The sequence below is a fragment of the Streptococcus salivarius genome, assembly GCF_009738225.1.
Lineage (GTDB): Bacteria > Bacillota > Bacilli > Lactobacillales > Streptococcaceae > Streptococcus.
Genome location: NZ_CP018187.1, coordinates 392,666 through 412,032, shown reverse-complemented (window position 1 = coordinate 412,032; position 19,367 = coordinate 392,666). Strand labels below are relative to the sequence as shown.

The window sequence follows — 19,367 nt, the reverse complement described above, 5'->3', positions numbered from 1 at the left end:
AGGGACCCTTGCCAACACTCAAAATTATTCCTCTTGTATTCTAATTCATAAAAATCTGCTCTAGAAAGAGATTTCTTACAAGGTATTATACCAAAAAAAGCACGGAACACCTCTTCCTCCTAAGTCTGTCTAAACAAAAAAAAGAAACCCGCAGGCTTCTTTTTTTATTTTATCGAGAGGCTTATTAATCAGGTCAAGGCTGTTAATTAAACAATACCTTGAGCTGACATAGCGTCTGCAACTTTAAGGAATCCAGCGATGTTGGCACCCACAACAAGGTTACCTTCATGACCAAATTCTTTAGCAGCTGCTGCAGCATTTTCGTAGATACCTTTCATGATATCGTAAAGTTTAGCATCAACTTCTTCGAATGTCCATTGTGTACGTCCGCTGTTTTGTGCCATTTCAAGAGCTGATACAGCAACACCACCAGCGTTAGCAGCTTTGGCAGGACCAAATGATACACCAGCTTTAAGGAAGACATCAATAGCTCCCAAAGTTGAAGGCATGTTAGCACCTTCTGAAACAGCCAACACACCATTTGCTACAAGTGTTTCTGCATCTGTTTCATCCAATTCATTTTGAGTTGCACATGGGAATGCCAAGTCAGCTTTGATAGACCAAACTGTCTTTTCACCACCAGCAGGTGTGAAGGTTGCATTTGGACGAGCTTCTGCATATTTAACGATACGTTCACGTTTAACTTCTTTGATTTCTTTCAACAAGTCAACGTCAATTCCGTCTGGATCATAAACAAAACCAGATGAGTCAGAACATGTTACAGCTTTAGCACCTAGGCTTTGCAATTTTTCAATAGCGTAGATGGCAACGTTACCAGCACCTGAAACAACTGCTGTTTTACCGTTAAAGTTTTCACCACGTGCATTAAGCATTTGTTCTGCAAAGTAAACAGCACCGTAACCAGTTGCTTCTGTACGAGCAAGTGATCCACCCCAGTTCAAACCTTTACCAGTAAGAACACCTGTGTACTCATTACGAAGACGTTTGTATTGGCCATAGAGGTAACCAATTTCACGTCCACCAACACCGATATCACCTGCAGGTACGTCTGTATCTGCACCAATGTGTTTGCTCAATTCAGTCATGAAGCTTTGGCAGAAACGCATGATTTCGTTATCTGATTTACCTTTAGGATCGAAGTTTGATCCACCTTTACCACCACCGATTGGTTGACCAGTCAATGAGTTTTTAAAGATTTGTTCGAAACCAAGGAATTTAATGATTGATTGGTTTACTGATGGGTGGAAACGAAGACCACCTTTGTAAGGACCAATAGCTGATGAGAATTGTACACGGAAACCACGGTTTACTTGTACTTGTCCTTTATCGTCAACCCATGGCACACGGAATGAAACGATACGTTCTGGTTCAACCAAACGTTCCAAAAGGTTTTCTTCAATATATTTAGGATATTTATCGAAGACAGGAACAAGTGAATCGAAAACTTCTTCAACTGCTTGAAGGAACTCAGCCTCATGGCCATTTTGAGCTTTCACTTTTTCAAAAACGCTAGCAACGTACTCTTTACCTGTTGTCATATCAATGTTTCCTTTCAAATAATTACCTTAGTAATTTAATTACATGAATAGTATAAATTTTCAGAATCTTCTTGTCAAGTATTTTCTGCTATTTTTTTGATTTTTATGTTAGCTTTTATGACATAGCAAGTGATCTATCTTTTTTTAAGATACTCCTAAAAAGTTGTCAATTCAACAATGTAAACGGATTCTATTTTTCTAGTTTTTCTCCAAAATTTTTTAAACTTTTTTTCAACTTTAAAGCTAAAATAGCCTAAAAACAATTTAGTAAATTTACTATTTTTACATTTACAAAGATCTCCAACTATGTTATTATGAATTTAGTAATTTTACTAAATCTTGAAAAGGATCATTTTTTATGAAAAGAAAGCAATTATCAGGAAAGCACATCGGCATTGTTTTTGGAACTTTCGCTCCAATGCATGTTGGGCACGTTGACCTTATTACCAAGGCAAAACGCGCTAATGACAATGTGCTCGTCATCGTAAGTGGCAGCAACACACAAGAAGATCGGGGGACACGCGCAGGCCTATCACTCAACCGCCGTTTCCGTTATGTTCGAGAAGTTTTCTATGATGATGAATTAGTCGTTGTGGATAAACTGGATGAGGCTGGGATGCCAGCCTATCCCGAGGGATGGGTACCTTGGGTTAATCGTGTCAAAGAGCTTATCTCTAAAAATACGGATAATCCTGAAAAGATTACCTTTTATGTTGGAGAGCCAGAGTACGTGACCGAGCTCAATCGCTATTATCCTCAAGCTCAGGTAGAACTCATCGAACGCTCTATTATCAACATCTCTGCTACCGAGATTCGCGACAATCCTATGGAAAATTGGCGTTTTATCACCAAGCCTTTCCGTCGTCACTTTACTCATAAGGTTCTTGTCGTGGGCTCTGCTAGCGGTGGAAAAACTACTCTTGTTAAAGATTTGGCCCGAACTTACAACGCTCCCTGCTCTCTTGAATATGCTAGGGAATATCAAGAAAAGTATAATGTACGAGATGACGAGTTAGATACTAACGATTATATTCACCTCCTAACAGATCAATATGCCCAGACCTCTGATATCATTGATAAAGGGCAGCACTCAGGACTTATCTTTGCCGATACCAACTCAACAGTCACAAAAGTTTATATCGACTACTATTTGAAAGAAAATATTTCTAAAGAAGAATTTGATATGCTGGATCGGCTCTATCAAGTAACTCAAGCTCGTGAAAAATGGGATTTGATTTTTGTAATTCTGCCAAAATCAAACTATGTGGATGATGGCTTCCGTGACATGACTATGGCTGATAGCCAAACACGTGACTGGTTTACCAAGCATCTCTTAGACCTCCTATCACCATTCAAGGATAAAATCGTTATTTTAGGGGAAAATAGTAATAGTGACAGCTTCTTTGCGGACAACTACCACAATGCCAAAAAAGCAATCAAAGAACGTCTGCACATCGAGATTTAAAGGACCAATCCAACGTAATCATCACTTAAAACTTACAATACAAACATGGAGGAAACATATGACTAGAACCTTCGAAAACTCTGGTAGCGAAAAGGAATTTTTGGACATCTATCAGCGAGAGGAAATGGATAAGTACGTTAAGCCCTCAGTGACCGTTGACTCGGTCATCTTCCGCTATTATGAAGGAAGAGTCCAAACCTTACTTATCAAGCGAAAAAACCATCCCTTCATGGGGAAATACGCCTTCAGTGGTGGCTTCGTTCAGGAGCAAGAAGATCTCAATCTAGCTGTCTGTCGCGAAGTACAGGAGGAAACATCCATTACACTCAATCCTGATCATATTGAGCAACTCATTACTGTGGGAACACCTTATCGGGATCCTCGAATGTGGACCATTACAGTGGCTTACCTCTGCTTCATGACCTTCAATGACATTCAAGTGGAAAAGGCTGCCGACGATGCAGCGTCTACGCATTGGTTAGACATTGCCATGGTAGACGGTCAACTGCAACTTGTTGATGGTGATAAGGCGCTGTCACATGATGACCTTGCCTTTGACCATTGGGAAATTCTCTTAACAGCTATGGAACGTATCAAGGGACGACTCGAATACTATCCAACTATCCTTTCCATTATGCCCGAGGAAAACACCTTGACCACCTACCGCCAACTTTTTGGTACCTTCAATGAAGACTACCTCAAGATGGATTCCACAAATTTCTTGCGTCGCTTTAAACACCTCTTCCAAAAAACAGGTCGTCAGGTAGCTACTAGAACCAGAAAGGCTGCCACCTACACTTATCATATCAAGCCGCTCTAAAGTACGGTCTTTGTTTGACAATTTGATACTTACATAGTAGTATTAAGAAAATTAATAAGAGGTATCCTATGAAAAGTTTTACATTGATTAGTGGAATTCTCATTACACTCTTGGGTGTCTTTTTCTTCGCTAATCCTACAAATCTTCTTGCCATCGTTGGTTGGCTATTTGCCCTAGTGATGCTGGTATCTGGTGTTTCAAGTCTCATGGTTTATTTTAAACGAGATAACGAAAACCGCTCCTTCTTCCAACTGCTTCAGAGTATCATTTCCATCGTTTTTGGTATTATCCTGCTATCAACATCAGCATGGGTACTCTCGGGCGTAGCTGTAACCATTATCGCTTGGTGGCTTCTTGTCTCAGCATTTACGCAAGGCTTTCAAGCTTATCGCCAACGTCAATTCGGCTTCTCAGGTCAACCTGCCCTATCAATCACCTTGATTTGTCTAGTCTTTGGACTCCTGCTCTTTAGTGCTCCGTTTTTCTCAGCCTTTCTTATTGGGCGCTTGGTAGCTTCCTTAATTATCTTCGCGGGGGTCTCTGTCCTCTCCTTTTCGTTCCGCTTGTGGTAGGAAGAAAGCAGTCACTACATAAACATAAAAAGCCTTGCAGTTCACATCTGCAGGGCTTTTGTCATACTTTGATTACTAAAGAGCTTATCCTTCTAGCTCACTCAAATACTCATAGCGTTCATACTTTTCAAGCAAGGTTTCGTTAGCAGCATCCAAGTCTCGTTGGAGGGAGGCTAACTGTCCATAATCGCTAGCATTTTCAAGCATGGCTGCTTCAATCTCTTCGATTTTGGCTTCAAGGTCAGCAATCTCATCCTCTATGGTCGCCCACTCTTGTTTTTCAAAGTAGCTCATGCGTTTTTTGTCTTCTTTGACTTTCTCAACTTTAACGCTAGCTTGCTCTTTTTCCTTCTCTAAGAGGGCTGCTTGCTCTTGGAAGAAGGCTTTTTCATCAAGGTAGTCAGTGTAGTTACCAAAGAACTCTCGCACACCACCCTCTTCAAAGGCTAGAATCTTGTTAGCCACCTTGTCCAAGAAATAGCGGTCGTGACTTACGGTAACGACAGGGCCACCAAAACCATTAAGGAAGTTTTCCAAAACCGTCAAAGTTGCAATGTCCAAATCATTTGTCGGCTCATCCAAGAGCAGAATATTAGGCTTTTCAATCAGAATCTTAAGTAGATAAAGACGTTTCTTTTCCCCACCAGAGAGCTTAGAAATCTGTGTCCCATGAGTAGAACGAGGGAAAAGGAATTGCTCTAAGAGCTCTGTGATACTAGTTGTTCCAACCGTTGTCTTAACCTCATCTGCAACTTCTTGCAAGTAGTTAATGACACGCTTGCTCTCATCCATGTCCTTAATTTGCTGCGAGAAATAACCAATACGTACCGTCTCACCAATATCTAGGACACCAGCTGTGGGCACAAGGTCGCCATTAATCAGATTGAGCAAGGTCGATTTCCCGACACCATTATCCCCAACAATACCGATACGATCACGATTTTGCATGATAAGATTGAAATCACTGAGAATTTGCTTGCCATCTTCATAAGCAAAATCGACATGCTCGAAGTTCACTACTTTCTTACCAATACGGCTAGTCTCAAAGTTAATTTCAAGATCGTCATTATTAACCGTTTGGTGAACCTCACCCTTAAGCTCCTTAAAACGATTGATACGAGCTTGTTGCTTGGTCGCACGTGCCTGTGGTTGCGTTCGCATCCATGCCAACTCCTGCTTATAGAGTTGCTTTTTCTTGTGGAGAGCTGCTGCATCTCGTTCATCTTGTTCAGCTTTTAGACGCACATAGTCTTGATAATTTCCCTGGTATTCAATCAGATTAGCCTGGTCTAGCTCAAAGATACGTGTGGCCACATTGTCCAAGAAATAACGGTCGTGGGTAATAAAGAGGACCGTTTTTTTGGAAGACTTGAGAAAATTAGTCAGCCAAGCAATAGTGTCAATATCCAGATGGTTGGTTGGCTCATCCAAGAGCAAGAGATCTGCATCATTCAAGAGAACCTGAGCCAACTGCACACGGCGACGAAGACCACCTGAGAGGTCCCCGACCTTTTGCGAGAGGTCTGACAATCCCAACTTAGACAAGACTGTCTTAACCTCGCTCTCAATGGACCAAGCATCTAGACTATCCATCTCAGCCATAACCTTCTCCAAGCGAGCCTGATTCTCCTCAGAATATTCTGCCATAAGGGTTTCATATTCTCGAATCAAAGCCATCTCACGAAGGTCTGATGACAAGACAGTTTCAAGCACCGTCTTGCTATCATCAAATTCTGGCTCTTGAGTCAAATAAGCAATCTTATAGCCATTAGCCTTGGTGAAAGGTGACACATCACCATCAAAACCAATACGCTCAGATACAACATCTAGCAAGGTTGTCTTACCTGTTCCATTGACACCAATAATCCCAATACGATCCAAATCATGGATAATGAATGAAATCTCTTTAAAAACCGTCTTATCTCCAACGGACTTGGTTAATTTTTCAACAATAAAATCTGACATCTTACTTCCTTCTTACAAATAACACCGCTACGGATCCTACGCATGCTCTGTAGCGGTGTGTCATTTTTATCACGTCTCTAGACTTATTTCATAGCTTGAACAAAGGCCATGATGGCTTCCTCGGCATTAGCTAGTTGACCATCAACGATGGCATTTTCGATAGCCTTAAGTGCACGACCAAGGTCCGGACCAGGTTTGAATCCTAGCTCCTTCATCAGTGTGCCACCATTCACAACGATTTCGTGCTTATCATGGATGAGCAACTGACCATCCAAATCGGCAATACGCTCATAATCGACGTCCAAGCCCTGAGCCCGCCTCAAGGTTTCAGCCTCCTCTAAGAGTTCCTTACCATACTGATAAACATCTTGCTTAGTCACAGCTCTCTCCAAACGGAAATTGAAAATGTCAACCAGGGACTGAACTGTCTTTTGGAAATTAACAGATGTCTTCCATTTTTTAAGAAAAGAGCGTGGATTATCGTGCTTGAGAGCCAAAAGAGTTGCCGCCCAGGCCTGCTCAGAACTTATAAATCTAAAGTCATCAGCATAATCTGATACAAAAGACTGCCATTTCTCTGCTGTCTCTTGAAAATCTGGAAGATACTGATAAGCCTTAGTCGCTAGAAGTGCCTTAACCCCTTTTTTCCAATGTGGTGCCAAGAGCAACTTATCAAATTCGATGAAACTTCGCTCAATCGAAATCTTTTCCAAAAGAGGAGCATGGCTGGTCATAGCCTCAAAAGTCTTTTCTTCAATATCGAAATCTAAGCTCGCTGCAAAACGTAGGCCCCGCATGATGCGAAGAGCATCCTCGTTAAAGCGTTCCTCAGCCTTACCAACAGCCCTTAAGACACGGTTGTCCAAATCAGCAAGACCATTGAACTTATCAATAATCTCAGCATTTTCATTAAGAGCAAAAGCATTGACTGTAAAATCACGACGCTTAAGATCTTCTTCCAATGAACGCACAAAGGACACGCTAGACGGACGACGGTAATCCACATAGACGTCCTCTGTTCGGAAGGTCGTCACCTCATACTCACCGCCATTTTCCAAGACCAAAACGGTCCCATGCTCAATACCAATGTCTACCGTACGCTCAAAAATCTGTTTAGTCTCCTCAGGATAAGAAGACGAAGCAATATCAACATCGTGAATAGGACGGTTGAGAAGGGCATCGCGGACCGATCCACCAACAAAGTAAGCCTCAAATCCTGCAGCCTTAATTTTCTCTAATATTGGTAAAGCCTTCTGAAATTCAGAAGGCAAATAACTTAATCTCATAGTAAATGTTCCAAACCATAAACAAGCTGATTACGTTTAACAACTTCTTTAATCCCAAGATTGACACCACCCATAAAGGAAATGCGGTCGTAAGAGTCGTGACGCAAGGTCAAGCCTTCTCCTTGGGCACCAAAGATAACCTCTTGGTGAGCCACAAGTCCTGGCAAACGTACACTGTGAATACGGAAACCATCAAACTCAGCACCACGTGCTCCAGCAAGTGTTTCCACCTCATCCTCAGCACCTTGATGTTTCGTTTCGCGAACCTCACGAATAAGTTCAGCTGTTTTCACTGCTGTACCTGAAGGCGCATCTTTTTTCTTGTCATGGTGAAGCTCAATGATTTCAAGATCTGGAAAATATTTGCTAGCTTCTGCCGCAAACTTCATAAGAAGGATAGCACCAATAGCAAAGTTAGGTGCAATCAAACCACCAATAGACTTGTCTTTAGAAAGGTCTGTCAATTCCTGAATTTGTGCTTCAGTAAATCCTGTGGTACCCACAACTGGTGCAAAACCATTCTCCAAAGCAAAACGAGTATTTTCATAGGCAACAGCAGGCATAGTGAAATCCACCCAGACATCTGCATCAAAGCCAACCAAATCCGCTTTATCTGTGAAGACAGGAATACCGTCCACTTCTTTTTCTGTCGCAAATGGGTCAAGCAAGGCAGCCAAAGTCAATTCGTCATCTCCCTTGACCATCTCAACCGCAGTTGAACCCATTCTTCCTTTAAATCCAGCAACAATAACTTTAATAGACATGTCATTTTTCCTCTCTATTGATCTTAATCATAGACAAGCCCCATCCCACATGGATAGTACTTATTTGGTAAATTTAGGTGTTAGACCTAACACTAGTGCTCCTTCACCCAAGTGTGTCGCAATTACGGCACATAAGGATACCACTGTTGAAACGCTAATTCCCTGTGTTTCTAGCTGTCTTTTTAATTCCTCAGCTTTTTCAGGGGCATTAGTGTGAAGGATACTAAGCTCCATTTCACGATTTTCCTCAGCTAGGGCAACCAAACGTTTCACAGCTTTCTTCTCTGTACGCACCTTTTCAAAAACAACGATTTTTCCTTCGTCATTAAAATTCAAAATAGGTTTGATAGACAAAAGATTTCCTAAAATCGCCGAACCATTCGACAAACGACCACCCTTAACCAGATGATTAAGATCATCCACAAGAATATAGGCCGTCGTTTGGTCAACTTGCTCCTCAAGCTTCTTCAAAATGTTCTCAAAAGACATTCCTTGGGCTGACCAATGCAAAACGTTTCTCACCATAGCTCCCATAGGAGCTGCTGTGATTTTTGTATCAGGAAAAGCAATCTTCAACTTGGCATGGTCCTCAATCAAAAACTGACTATTGGCCCAAAAACCAGAGATTCCTGAAGAAAGGAAAAGCCCAATGACATGGGTATAACCTTCCGCCTCCAACTCCATAAGCAAGTTATCCAAGTCAGCTAGATTTGGTTGTGACGTCTTGAGCAGTTCCTCAGAGTTTGCCATTTGTTCATAAAACTGATTGACATCCAAGTTTTTTCCTTCAACAAAAGGCTGCCCCTCAATGATGACTGGAATATCTAAAACATAAACATCAGCATGGCCCTGAATCTCAGCAGGGAGATTAACCGATGAATCCGTAATAACTGCAAGAGACATCTTAGAACTCCAAGTTTATACCTGGGCGATCCAAGGCAATTTCAGTTACTTCATAAGTCAAACGTTGAAGCGTATCCAAGAGCGGTGCAGCCAAGGCTTCTGCTTCTTCTTGTGAGAAGTCTTTTGGTTCATTGACGATACGGTTTTGAATATGGTCCATTTGAGAAACAATCCCTGAGATAACAAACTCATCACGGACAATCATAAATTGCAAAACAGCTACAACAGACGTATTGTTAGCTTCTTCATCTTTATTGTGCAACTGGAAAGTTACTTCAACATTTGTTTTAGGCACACCATTCTCTTTTTCCCACTCATGGTTACGAACATCATAGTGGTAACGGTTAACAAATACTTTTTCGCGAATTAAATCCATTAGTCATATTCTCCTTGATACAATTACTCTTTATTATAGCATAAATATGCTTTATTATGGGAATATTATTGACAGAAAAATGAGTATTTAGACTGAGTTTGACAGCAATAATAATCACTAGAAAAGTAGGAGCTTTGATTTAGGTCTAAGAACACTAAAATAAGGCTCCTTCATCAAAAGAGAGCCTTATTTTGACAACTAACAGTCTCTTAAAGAATGTTTCTGCTGTCCCTTTTCATCAAAATTCTCAGGAGCTAGCCAATTCTCAAATCGGTCCTTAAGCGCCGGCCACTCACTATCAATAATCGAGAACCAGTCCGTATCACGGCTACGTCCCTTATAGATAGCATGGTTACGAAAACGCCCCTCAAAGGTGAACCCTAAACGCATGGCAGCATTGGCAGAAGGACGGTTAAGACTATCACATTTCCACTCATAACGACGATAGCTAAGATCTTCAAAGACATATTTCATAAGCAGGTATTGAGCTTCTGTGGCTGCTCGAGTCTTTTGTAAGGCAGGTGCCAAAATCACTCGCCCCATCTCAACACTGCGATTTTTGGGTGTAATAGCCATGAGTGAGAAGGTTCCTAGAACCTTACCTGAAACCTTATCCCTGATGGCAAAGAAATAAGGATTCTGGGATTGCTCATAATCCTCCAAACACTGACGTACAGCTTCTTCAGATTCAAAAGGGTCTGCATACATATAGGTCCAATCAGAAAGAATCTGATTAGTAAAGTAAAAGTCTAAAATGTCCTCATAATGCTCTGTCACTGTCAAATGTTCAACGCTACAATAACGACCTTCTAATAGAGCAACATCTGGCATTTTACCCGGACTAGCATCTGCTAGACTTGGCCCTACTTCTTGTTGGTAGTGATTTAAAGGCATAGGATTCTCCTTTTTTCATAAAGAAAAGCCTACACAAAAGTGCAGACTTTAGCTTAATTATTTAGCAACTGGGTATACAGATACTTGTTTTTTGTCGCGACCTTTACGTTCGAAACGTACAACACCTTCAACTTTAGCGAAGAGTGTATCGTCACCACCACGGCCTACGTTTACACCTGGGTAGATGTGTGTACCGCGTTGACGGTAAAGGATTGATCCACCTGATACAGTTTGTCCATCAGCTGCTTTAGCACCAAGACGTTTAGCTTGTGAATCACGACCATTGGAAGTAGAACCCCCACCTTTTTTGTGGGCGAAAAGTTGCAAGTTTTCAAGAGTTTTCAACATAAGATTGTGTCCTTTCTTAGTGATTAGTCGCTAACTTACGCGTTGATAGCGTTGATAACAACTTTTGTATAAGGTTGACGGTGACCTTGTTTACGGTGGCTACCTTTTTTAGGTTTGTATTTGAAAGTAACAACTTTCTTTTGTTTACCTTGTTTTTCGATAGTTCCGACAACAGTAGCTCCCTCAACAACTGGAGTACCTACTACAGTTTTATCACCACCGACAAGAACAACTTCGTTAAAAGTTACTTCTGATCCAGCTTCAGCGTTGATTTTTTCAACGTAGATCGCTTGACCTACTTCAACTTTAACTTGTTTTCCACCAGTTTTGATGATTGCGTATGTGCTCATGATGCACCTCCTATTAAAATTTTTAATGTGTCTGAGGTTTCCCTCTGTGAAGACTCGCCTAGTACTGCGGGGCCGAACCCACTTGTAAACAGTAGTCGTGCGGTTGCACAGGACGTGCATTTAGTCAACGTTACAATTCTATCATTTTTTCATGCTAATGACAAGAGAAAAAGTTTTTTTGATTATTCTTATCTGTCAATTTAAGTTTAATACCCTAATACTCTATCTACTCCACTCTTACACCATGCTTACCTAGGAAAGTCTTAGCTAGAGCTCGCTCCAGATCAACTAAGGAAAGGCTCTTATCCGTTGTCAAAATTTGATAGCGTTCACTTCCTTCAAAATAGAAGTGATTCAATGCCTGATAGCCATTTCGTTCATAAAATGCTAAACGTTTTAGACGTTGAGCCCGATTAGAGACTTGCTCCTCATCCATAGGTTCAATCGTAAGCACACACGGTCGTACCCCTGCTTTTTTCTTAACTTGTGCCAAAATCTGACTGCCATATCCCTGCGACTGTTTACTTTCCTCAACCGCAAGAAAGAGTAGGTATACCAGGTTATCAGTACAGATTGCATAGGTAAAACCAATAAAAACTTCTTGATCAAAATAAGCCAAGAAAGATTGTCCATTTTTCAAACTGTTCCAAGACAATTGCCAGAGTGGGAGCCTCTCCTCCACAGGAAAAGCCGCTTCATAAAGCGAAGCGACCTTCTTGAATGTTGGTGTCAGAGGATAAATGTTACGAACCTCTAGTGTCATTTCCCTAACCAATAACCTTCTTATAATCTTCTGGTGTCGCCACATGAGCATGCTCACGTTGACGATCAAGCAAGTGACTAAGGAAGTCACGGTTGCCCAAGGCTTCTTTAAGGGTTTGTTTAAATTGCCCAGCATTCATAGCTGAGAAAATATTGCTTGGTGCAGTATAATCTGGACCATGGCTTGTGTTCGTGAAAGCAAGGATAAGCAGGTTATTTTCAAAGGCAGCACGTGTCGCTGACAGGATTTCATTTTGGTGGTTAATATCTAAATAGAAATCAACCTCTTGATAGAGACGCTTAACCTGTTCTGTTGTAATATTCGGATAAAGGCTAACATTACTATATTTAGCTAAATCCATCAAACGACTTGACATTTCAGTGATTGCACCAATATGGTAGTGCATGGTAGGCACTTCACTAACAATGTTTTCCAAGTGTTCAATCTGATCTGAGTTGGTCAAGATCAGTGCTTGATTTTGGAAATTATTCTGACGAGCAAATGGATACATGAATCCGAGAAAGGCCACGCGAGAAGCCTGCTCTGGACTAACCAACTTTAGAAGATTCGTATATGCCGTGTATTCTTGCACTACAATCTTAGTTTGACGGTGATTGCTATCAAGAAGGAGGCGCATATTCCCAGGGACTGAATCAGTGATAGGCTCTTGCCAGAAGAGGACATCTTGACCAGAATTCGGAAGATTCATAGCTGTCAAGAAAGGCGTTGACAAGGAGTTATAAAGGATACGTCGCAAATCATAGCCAGCTTCTTTAAGATAAAAGACTACAAACTCCGATTTGTTTTTGAAAATGTAGACCTTGTCTTTCCAATTCAAGATAACGTCTTTGGTCAAATGGTTAATGACGATAACTTCCTTGTTGTCTGGAGTGAAATAACTAGTAATGGTCGCTTCTTGCTTAACATTGTAAGTTGTTTGTGAGAAACGGTATCCCTTATTATTGTAGCGATCAGTCACACGCAGGCGACCTGACTCATCATACCAATCCACAGCTTTAACTAGACGCTGATGAGCAGGATGCGCATAGTGAATATGACCACGTTTCTTATCAAAACGGAAGATTTCCGCGTTGCTATTTGTTCCTAAAATTTCCCAGTAGTCAGGCACAGGAACCTGATTAAAGTAAAGTGCAGAACCTTGAACCTTGTCAAAACCAGTGAAATAAAGGTAAGGTGAGGTCACATCACTAGGCAGAAAGCCATCATCTGAAAGACAAACTGTTGTATTTACATAGCCAGCGACAATCAGCGAGTAATGGAGATCCCAACTACCTTGACTATAGTTCTCAAATAAATTAATCATGATTAGTCATCTCCTTTACTAAGTTAAGCCACTTCTGCTCGATTTCCTCTGTCAAAAAGCCTTTGGCGATATCATAAGAGACTTGATGAACATGATCTAAATCTGAACGATTGAAGAAAGCTACAATTTTCTCTGCCAAGGCAGCCACAATAGCAAGCTCGTCATCTTTTTCAAATCGAGGGATGAGGTAACCATTTTCATTATCCTTGATAAAAGTTTGGTTTCCATAACGAACATCAAAACCAATCATACCAAGGCCCGATCCAACAGCTTCTAGAAGTGTCAAGCCAAAACCTTCACTCTTAGAACCTGACAGGTAAAGTTCGTAATCCTTGTAGACTTCTGTTAAATCTTGGTGACCCTTGAGGTGGATATAATCCTGAGCGTGATTTTCCTCGATAATGGCCTTAAGTTTGGATTCTTCAGCACCTGTACCAAAGATATCAAAGTTCACTTGTGGCAGACTTTCTTTAGCCTTAACAACAGCCTTGGCCAACCAGTCTACGTGTTTTTCATTAGCCAAACGTGAAGCTGTGATGATTGAGAATGGTTTACGCTCTCCCTCAGGCTCTCTCAGTTTATCCAAACTTCCCACAGGGATTGTTACGATATGAGGCGTAAATGGTGTGTATTTATTGAACTGATCTAGCATAATGCTGCGTTGACGTTCTGTCGCTGTGATGAAGAAATCAACCTTATCTGCATTGCTGAATTGGTACTCATAGAAGTTATTCCAAAGAATAGTCTTGTCTGTCACAGCATTTTCACTAAAGTGCTCTGCATGGACAACAACTCCAAGCTTAGCAGGTTTAGTATTACGGAAAACAGCCTGCCCTGTGCCAGTTGCACGGTCCAAAATGACAATATCTTGATCAGTTAGACCTAGTTGAGACATAAAGTAGGCAATAAATTCATGCTTAGATGACAAAATCTTATCTGGGAAACGGAAGACACTATCCTTACCATCAACAATTTCATCATAAGCAACACTACCATCCTCATTGAAGAAACGACGTTGATAGAGGTGGGCCTTGTTATCTACAGGGGTGTAGTACTCCGTGAACATCTTAGTGTAAGAGTAAAAGTCTTTACGAATTAAGCAACCACGCGATACTTTTTCCACACGGTGAACGATATCTTCACCCTCTTTACGCAAATAAGCGGCGTAGAAAATATCTTCCTTGGCACAAAAGAGCTTAACCACCTTGCCATTAATCTCACGACGCGTGATGTCATAAGGGATTTCCTTTTCCAAATCCTTGACAGTATAGGTCGTTGGAGCAATTTTCAGGTCTGTGAAATAGCTGTATAGCCAGATGACGTCTTCATCTTCAAACCCCATGTTACGGGTCAAATCAGAAAGATTGTCCTGCAGGAACATATCCATAAAGACAAATTTGGCCTTAATACCTGTGTTTTTGAAAATTGTAGAACGATAGGCCTGGGCGTACTCAACACCACTTGATGCCCAACCGATTCCTAAATTGATGTTATAAACAGTCATGTATTTTCCTTTCTGGGTAAAAGCTCAACATCGACATTTCTTTTTGGACATACCTAACTCTAGTAGCACCTAAATACTACTATGTTAGTATATATCCTCCTAGACTAGAGCAAGTCTTCAATAAGTGTATCCACTTCGTCTTGCGCTTCTTCAATAGGTGTGATTTCAGTCACCATGATTCCCGCAACCGCACGTTCAACCAAGGCTTCAACATCCATACGACGTTCATATTGTTCAACGTTTTTGATTTTTGGATTAGTCTTTGGACGGTCAGGTGCAAAGATAGTACAGCAATCCTCAAAAGGTTGGATGGAAATGTCAAAGGTATCAATTTTTTGTGCTAAATCAATAATTTCCAACTTGTCCATAGTGACAACTGGGCGAATCACTGGCGTACATGTAACAGCATTAATCGCCTGCATAGACTCCATAGTCTGACTAGCAACCTGACCAAGACTCTCACCATTGATAATCACAAGACCTCGACGTTCTTCTCGAATGCGGTCAGTAATACGCATCATAAAACGACGCGTCAAGGTCATCAAATAAGCCTCAGGCGCTTTTTCTTTGATTTCCTCTTGGATTTCAGTAAATGGTACTTCAATGAACTGGATATTACCACCAAACTTGGTCAACTTACGGGTCAAATCTTGAGCCTTTTTCAGTGCACCAGGACTGGTATAAGGAGGGCTTGCAAAGTGGACAGCTTCAATATCCACACCACGTTTAAGTGCAAGATAACCTGCCACTGGCGAATCAATCCCACCTGAAAGCATAAGCATTCCTTTACCGGCAGTCCCTACAGGTAGTCCACCTGCTCCTTTGATTTCCTCGTGAGAAATATAAGCCGCCTCGGCACGAATTTCTACCTTAAGGTTGACATCTGGGCCCTTCATCTGAGCCTTAATGTCAGGCAATACATCAAAAACTGCATTTCCTAAAGTAAGATTGAGCTCACGACTATCGAGAACAAAATCATGGTCACTACGTTTAGCAGTCACTTTAAAGGTAAGACCGTCACGATAGAGCCCAGTCATAATATCTTGAACAGCCTTTTTCAAGACCTCGACATCTTTTTCAAACTTGTAAACAGGACTAAAGGCTTGAATACCAAAAATTTGCTTCAAAGACTCTGCTACTGGCTCATAGTCTGTACCGTTGAGGTAGATGTGACCACGGTCTCGATCAAAAGTCACTTTAACATCTGGATAGATGGATAGAACATCCTTGATGTTATTTCTAAGTTTATTGATAAAGCGCATACGGTTTTTGCCCTTGGTAGACAATTCACCATAGCGAACCATAATTTCTGAATATGTTAGTGTCATTCCTTTTCCTTTTACATTTGAATTTAGTTTTATTGTTTAATTGCTTAAATCTTGCTATCTCACTTTTTGTGTCTTGGCGTAGACCTGCTTGAAAATCGTGAGAAACTGTTCTACCTGTCCCATATCATTGTCATCATCAAGACTGATACGTACAGCCGTTTGAGCTAATTTAGTCGGAACACCCATAGAAATGAGAGTCCCTGCTGGTTTTCCCGCCTTAGATGAACATGCAGATGTCGTTGAAATATAGATTTGATGCTCTTCAAAAGCATGGACAATAACTTCACCACGAACACCCTTGATTCCAAAGGTCAAAATATTGGGCGCAAAGTCTTCACCCTCACCTGAGAAAATAGTAATGTCCTCATACTTAGCCAATTCGTCAAAGATAATTTTTTTCATCTTGGCAATTTTCGGAAGAGAAAACGCCTCTTTGTCAGTAACTAAGCGCAAGGCCTTAGCCATACTCGCAATGCCAGCAACATTCTCAGTCGTTGAACGAAAGTCTTTTTCTTGACCACCACCTGTTAGGAGCGGCGTAATCTTTTTCCCTGCCTTTTTGTAGACAAAACCGACACCTCGAACAGCATGGAACTTGTGACCAGAAAAAGTTGCAAAGTCAACACGGTCTGTTAAATAAGCTGATACAGGAATCTTCCCAATGGCCTGAACAGCATCCACATGGAAAGATATCGTCGGCTCATCAGCCAATATATCCGAGATAGCTTGAATAGGTTGGATTGATCCGATTTCGTTATTAACGGCCATAACCGAAACCAAAATCGTGTCGGGGCGTAATAATCCAGCAAGAGCTTCAACATCCACAAATCCTTGCTCATTAACTGGTGCATAGGACACTTCGAAACCATGCTCTGAAAGCCATTTGGCAGACTCTTTCACCGCAGGGTGCTCAATATCAGAAACAATAATGTGTTTGCCGTAAGGCTCTTTTTCAAAAGCAACTCCTTTAATGACCCAGTTGTCTCCTTCGGTTCCTCCAGACGTAAAGAAAATCTCATCGGCTGATTTTCCAATGAGGTCCGCAACTTGCTTACGAGAAGCCTCCAAAATACGTGTCGCAGATGTTCCTAATTGGTGCAGGCTGGATGGGTTCCCAAAAATTTTAGTAGCCACTTCTTGATAGGTTCTAAGTGCCTCTGGATAAGGCACCGTAGTGGCTGAATTATCAAAATAAATCATGATTTTTCCTCGATTTTTATTTACTATTTATTATAGCATAATTTTTTTAGCAATTTTTGCGAGAAAATCATATAATAGAAAGTACGAAATATTTTTAAGGAGAGCATCATGTCTGAAAATTACTCACGCCGTAATCATTCATCAAAAGAAGAAAAAAAATCTGCCCCAAAGGTGACTGAACACGTTACAAAAGGCTTCACTGCCTTCCAAAAAGTCCTTACTGCCGTCGGGACAATTTTGTCAATCATCGTGGCTTCAATCACCATCATGAATTTCACAGCCTCTAAAAATAAGGACACTTCTGATTCATCAGCCAATCAATCAACTGTAGTCATCAAAGAAGGCAATAATAAGACTCAAGAATCAAGCGCCGCTTCATCTAGTTATGGCAATGCGACTGATTCAGAAACACAAACAAGTAGCCAAGCAGGAACTAACGCCTATTCGTCATCTGCAGACACAACAACGGGTGGCAATACGACTACCTCTTCATCAGCAACTACTGCAGACACAACATCTGGCAATGCGACTACTGGTGGCGCAACAACTGGTGACGCCGCTTCTAACTAAGACATGTAAAAGGCTAGGAAACCCTGCCTTTTTTCTATAATTCTATGAACTATACAGAAACTCTAAATTTTATCCATTCTTTCAAGGGCAATGGCCGTCGCCCTCAACTCGAACGTATGCGTTGGCTTTTGAAACAAGCCGGAAATCCCCAGACTCACTTTCCAACGGTGCACATTGTCGGGACCAACGGTAAGGGATCAACAACAAGCTACCTACAAAATATCCTAACAAAGTCAGGCTATCAGGTCGGGACCTTTACCTCACCTTATATTACTCGTTTCAACGAACGTATTAGTATAAACGGTACAGAAATCCCTGACAAGGATTTGATTAGCCTTGTCGAGAAAGCTCAGGTTCTTCTTGATGATTTAGAAGAACACACTGCTTTTGACCGACCAACGGAATTCGAGTTGGTCACCTTACTCATGTTCCTCTACTTCGACCTTAAACAGGTTGATATGGCTATCATTGAAGCAGGTATTGGTGGACGTCTTGATTCGACCAATGTCCTTTCGCCAGAGCTTGTCATCTGTACTTCAATTGGCTTTGATCACACTGAAACCTTGGGCAATAGCCTTTTGGACATCTCCAATCATAAAGCAGGCGTCATGCGAGAAAACACACCTATCTTACTTGGTCGTGTCTCTGCAGAAGTTGAACATTTTTTCAACCAAAAATCACATGACCTACAAGCTCCTTTAGCCGTCATTGATAGGGAAATTCAGCTGCTTCCGAAAGACAACCAAACGATCCAAGTTTCTTATGACCATTGGGAAAGTCCAGATCTTAAGCTACCAATGCTAGGACGACATCAAGAAAACAATGCTGGGTTAGCTGTCACTGCTGCCCATCTCTTGACTCCAACATTTCCTAAGATTACTAATAAGAGCATTCAAGATGGTATTTGTGACACACACTGGCCTGGTCGTAGTGAGTGGATAGGAAACAATATTTATCTAGACGGTGCCCATAACCCTCAAGGAATTGCCAGCTTAAAACAGGTACTAAAAGATAACTTTACCAATCGTAAAATCCACATCCTCTTTGCAGGACTGAGACGAAAACCTTTAGCAAACTTACTAGAAGAATTGAAAGATTATGATATTACGGTAACCAGCTTTGACTTTTTTGAAGCACTGCCCTTGGATGACTATCCTCAAAACTTCAAATGTGCGGCCGACTATAGAGAATGGCTAGCAAAAGCTGAATCAGCAGATTCTGATGACCTATTTGTTGTCACAGGATCCCTTTACTTTATCTCAGAAGTAAGAAACTACTTATTAAACGAAAGAAAGGCCTAAAGGTCTTTTTTATTTAGACAATATACAGTTACACACAAAATATAGGTTGTTATTTGAACATAAAGAAAAGTCTAT

19 protein-coding genes and 1 other annotated feature are annotated in these 19,367 nt (G+C 41.1%); of the genes, 5 read left to right on the top strand and 14 right to left on the bottom strand.

The genetic code is table 11. The annotated features are described in order from the left end of the window. Window positions 1-206: 206 nt before the first annotated feature. Window positions 207-1,559, bottom strand: coding sequence for an NADP-specific glutamate dehydrogenase (gdhA, locus tag BSR19_RS02180; RefSeq protein ID WP_037597452.1), 1,353 nt, complete (start codon window positions 1,557-1,559; stop codon window positions 207-209). A 358-nt stretch (window positions 1,560-1,917) separates the two neighbouring features. Between gdhA and BSR19_RS02175 the strand changes: the two genes are divergently transcribed. From BSR19_RS02175 to BSR19_RS02165, 3 genes are all read left to right on the top strand, one after another. Further along, on the top strand, window positions 1,918-3,024 hold the full coding sequence (locus BSR19_RS02175; RefSeq protein WP_156246387.1) for an AAA family ATPase: 1,107 nt from the start codon (window positions 1,918-1,920) through the stop codon (window positions 3,022-3,024). A 58-nt stretch (window positions 3,025-3,082) separates the two neighbouring features. Beyond that, a complete protein-coding gene (locus BSR19_RS02170) occupies window positions 3,083-3,844 on the top strand; it encodes an NUDIX domain-containing protein (RefSeq protein WP_107372589.1) in 762 nt (253 codons plus the stop codon). 68 nt (window positions 3,845-3,912) lie between these two features. Next, on the top strand, window positions 3,913-4,416 hold the full coding sequence (locus BSR19_RS02165) for an HdeD family acid-resistance protein (RefSeq protein ID WP_037599580.1): 504 nt from the start codon (window positions 3,913-3,915) through the stop codon (window positions 4,414-4,416). A gap of 84 nt (window positions 4,417-4,500) precedes the next feature. Here the strand turns inward: BSR19_RS02165 and BSR19_RS02160 are convergent, their stop codons facing one another. The 13 genes from BSR19_RS02160 to BSR19_RS02100 all read right to left on the bottom strand — a co-directional run bounded on the left by BSR19_RS02160 (window position 4,501) and on the right by BSR19_RS02100 (window position 17,421). Then, the gene (locus tag BSR19_RS02160) at window positions 4,501-6,381 is read right to left on the bottom strand and encodes an ABC-F family ATP-binding cassette domain-containing protein (protein ID WP_049545668.1); all 1,881 of its coding nucleotides are present in this window, start codon (window positions 6,379-6,381) and stop codon (window positions 4,501-4,503) included. An 83-nt stretch (window positions 6,382-6,464) separates the two neighbouring features. Next, window positions 6,465-7,667, bottom strand: coding sequence for a CCA tRNA nucleotidyltransferase (locus BSR19_RS02155; RefSeq protein ID WP_156246386.1), 1,203 nt, complete (start codon window positions 7,665-7,667; stop codon window positions 6,465-6,467). Continuing rightward, window positions 7,664-8,431, bottom strand: a complete 768-nt coding sequence (gene dapB, locus BSR19_RS02150; RefSeq protein WP_156246385.1) for a 4-hydroxy-tetrahydrodipicolinate reductase — start codon at window positions 8,429-8,431, stop codon at window positions 7,664-7,666. Before dapB ends, BSR19_RS02155 begins: the two co-directional genes overlap by 4 nt. 60 nt (window positions 8,432-8,491) lie before the next feature. Then, window positions 8,492-9,334 carry a DegV family protein gene (locus tag BSR19_RS02145; protein WP_156246384.1) on the bottom strand — a complete coding sequence of 281 codons (843 nt, stop codon included), beginning with the start codon at window positions 9,332-9,334 and terminating at the stop codon, window positions 8,492-8,494. Between the two features lies 1 nt (window position 9,335). Next, window positions 9,336-9,710 (bottom strand): DUF1149 family protein, encoded by a 375-nt coding sequence (locus tag BSR19_RS02140; protein WP_002885550.1) that lies wholly within the window; start codon window positions 9,708-9,710, stop codon window positions 9,336-9,338. Window positions 9,711-9,908: 198 nt separating this feature from the next. Continuing rightward, window positions 9,909-10,604: a GNAT family N-acetyltransferase gene (locus BSR19_RS02135; RefSeq protein WP_156246383.1), complete on the bottom strand. Its 696-nt coding sequence runs from the start codon at window positions 10,602-10,604 to the stop codon at window positions 9,909-9,911. 57 nt (window positions 10,605-10,661) lie between these two features. Further along, on the bottom strand, window positions 10,662-10,952 hold the full coding sequence (rpmA, locus tag BSR19_RS02130) for a 50S ribosomal protein L27 (RefSeq protein ID WP_002885483.1): 291 nt from the start codon (window positions 10,950-10,952) through the stop codon (window positions 10,662-10,664). 35 nt (window positions 10,953-10,987) lie between these two features. After that, on the bottom strand, window positions 10,988-11,302 hold the full coding sequence (rplU, locus tag BSR19_RS02125) for a 50S ribosomal protein L21 (RefSeq protein WP_002885597.1): 315 nt from the start codon (window positions 11,300-11,302) through the stop codon (window positions 10,988-10,990). A 40-nt stretch (window positions 11,303-11,342) separates the two neighbouring features. Beyond that, window positions 11,343-11,417, bottom strand: a sequence feature (ribosomal protein L21 leader region). Between the two features lie 111 nt (window positions 11,418-11,528). Beyond that, window positions 11,529-12,065, bottom strand: coding sequence for a GNAT family N-acetyltransferase (locus BSR19_RS02120; RefSeq protein WP_156246382.1), 537 nt, complete (start codon window positions 12,063-12,065; stop codon window positions 11,529-11,531). Window positions 12,066-12,069: 4 nt separating this feature from the next. Further along, window positions 12,070-13,389, bottom strand: coding sequence for an accessory Sec system glycosylation chaperone GtfB (gtfB, locus tag BSR19_RS02115; protein WP_156246381.1), 1,320 nt, complete (start codon window positions 13,387-13,389; stop codon window positions 12,070-12,072). Continuing rightward, window positions 13,382-14,893: an accessory Sec system glycosyltransferase GtfA gene (gene gtfA / locus BSR19_RS02110; RefSeq protein WP_156246380.1), complete on the bottom strand. Its 1,512-nt coding sequence runs from the start codon at window positions 14,891-14,893 to the stop codon at window positions 13,382-13,384. Before gtfA ends, gtfB begins: the two co-directional genes overlap by 8 nt. Before the next feature lie 104 nt (window positions 14,894-14,997). Further along, the gene (thiI, locus tag BSR19_RS02105) at window positions 14,998-16,221 is read right to left on the bottom strand and encodes a tRNA uracil 4-sulfurtransferase ThiI (protein ID WP_002886671.1); all 1,224 of its coding nucleotides are present in this window, start codon (window positions 16,219-16,221) and stop codon (window positions 14,998-15,000) included. 54 nt (window positions 16,222-16,275) lie between these two features. Beyond that, entirely contained in the window at window positions 16,276-17,421 is a 1,146-nt protein-coding gene (locus BSR19_RS02100; protein ID WP_073689966.1) for a cysteine desulfurase family protein, read from the bottom strand. 108 nt (window positions 17,422-17,529) lie between these two features. On the opposite strand from BSR19_RS02100, the gene BSR19_RS02095 reads away from it, so the two are divergent. Together BSR19_RS02095 and BSR19_RS02090 are read left to right on the top strand one after the other, a co-directional pair. Then, window positions 17,530-17,991, top strand: coding sequence for a DUF6556 family protein (locus BSR19_RS02095; protein ID WP_156246379.1), 462 nt, complete (start codon window positions 17,530-17,532; stop codon window positions 17,989-17,991). Between the two features lie 44 nt (window positions 17,992-18,035). After that, complete coding sequence (locus tag BSR19_RS02090; RefSeq protein ID WP_060973343.1) at window positions 18,036-19,292, top strand: bifunctional folylpolyglutamate synthase/dihydrofolate synthase; 1,257 nt, start codon at window positions 18,036-18,038, stop codon at window positions 19,290-19,292. The last annotated feature ends 75 nt before the right edge of the window (window positions 19,293-19,367 follow it).

Bases quoted from the DNA above. Each gene is read 5' to 3' on its own strand.
- gdhA (WP_037597452.1), bottom strand. From the start codon at position 1,559: ATGACAACAGGTAAAGAGTACGTTGCTAGCGTTTTTGAAAAAGTGAAA.
- BSR19_RS02175 (WP_156246387.1), top strand. From the start codon at position 1,918: ATGAAAAGAAAGCAATTATCAGGAAAGCACATCGGCATTGTTTTTGGA.
- BSR19_RS02170 (WP_107372589.1), top strand. From the start codon at position 3,083: ATGACTAGAACCTTCGAAAACTCTGGTAGCGAAAAGGAATTTTTGGAC.
- BSR19_RS02165 (WP_037599580.1), top strand. From the start codon at position 3,913: ATGAAAAGTTTTACATTGATTAGTGGAATTCTCATTACACTCTTGGGT.
- BSR19_RS02160 (WP_049545668.1), bottom strand. From the start codon at position 6,381: ATGTCAGATTTTATTGTTGAAAAATTAACCAAGTCCGTTGGAGATAAG.
- BSR19_RS02155 (WP_156246386.1), bottom strand. From the start codon at position 7,667: ATGAGATTAAGTTATTTGCCTTCTGAATTTCAGAAGGCTTTACCAATA.
- dapB (WP_156246385.1), bottom strand. From the start codon at position 8,431: ATGTCTATTAAAGTTATTGTTGCTGGATTTAAAGGAAGAATGGGTTCA.
- BSR19_RS02145 (WP_156246384.1), bottom strand. From the start codon at position 9,334: ATGTCTCTTGCAGTTATTACGGATTCATCGGTTAATCTCCCTGCTGAG.
- BSR19_RS02140 (WP_002885550.1), bottom strand. From the start codon at position 9,710: ATGGATTTAATTCGCGAAAAAGTATTTGTTAACCGTTACCACTATGAT.
- BSR19_RS02135 (WP_156246383.1), bottom strand. From the start codon at position 10,604: ATGCCTTTAAATCACTACCAACAAGAAGTAGGGCCAAGTCTAGCAGAT.
- rpmA (WP_002885483.1), bottom strand. From the start codon at position 10,952: ATGTTGAAAACTCTTGAAAACTTGCAACTTTTCGCCCACAAAAAAGGT.
- rplU (WP_002885597.1), bottom strand. From the start codon at position 11,302: ATGAGCACATACGCAATCATCAAAACTGGTGGAAAACAAGTTAAAGTT.
- BSR19_RS02120 (WP_156246382.1), bottom strand. From the start codon at position 12,065: ATGACACTAGAGGTTCGTAACATTTATCCTCTGACACCAACATTCAAG.
- gtfB (WP_156246381.1), bottom strand. From the start codon at position 13,389: ATGATTAATTTATTTGAGAACTATAGTCAAGGTAGTTGGGATCTCCAT.
- gtfA (WP_156246380.1), bottom strand. From the start codon at position 14,893: ATGACTGTTTATAACATCAATTTAGGAATCGGTTGGGCATCAAGTGGT.
- thiI (WP_002886671.1), bottom strand. From the start codon at position 16,221: ATGACACTAACATATTCAGAAATTATGGTTCGCTATGGTGAATTGTCT.
- BSR19_RS02100 (WP_073689966.1), bottom strand. From the start codon at position 17,421: ATGATTTATTTTGATAATTCAGCCACTACGGTGCCTTATCCAGAGGCA.
- BSR19_RS02095 (WP_156246379.1), top strand. From the start codon at position 17,530: ATGTCTGAAAATTACTCACGCCGTAATCATTCATCAAAAGAAGAAAAA.
- BSR19_RS02090 (WP_060973343.1), top strand. From the start codon at position 18,036: ATGAACTATACAGAAACTCTAAATTTTATCCATTCTTTCAAGGGCAAT.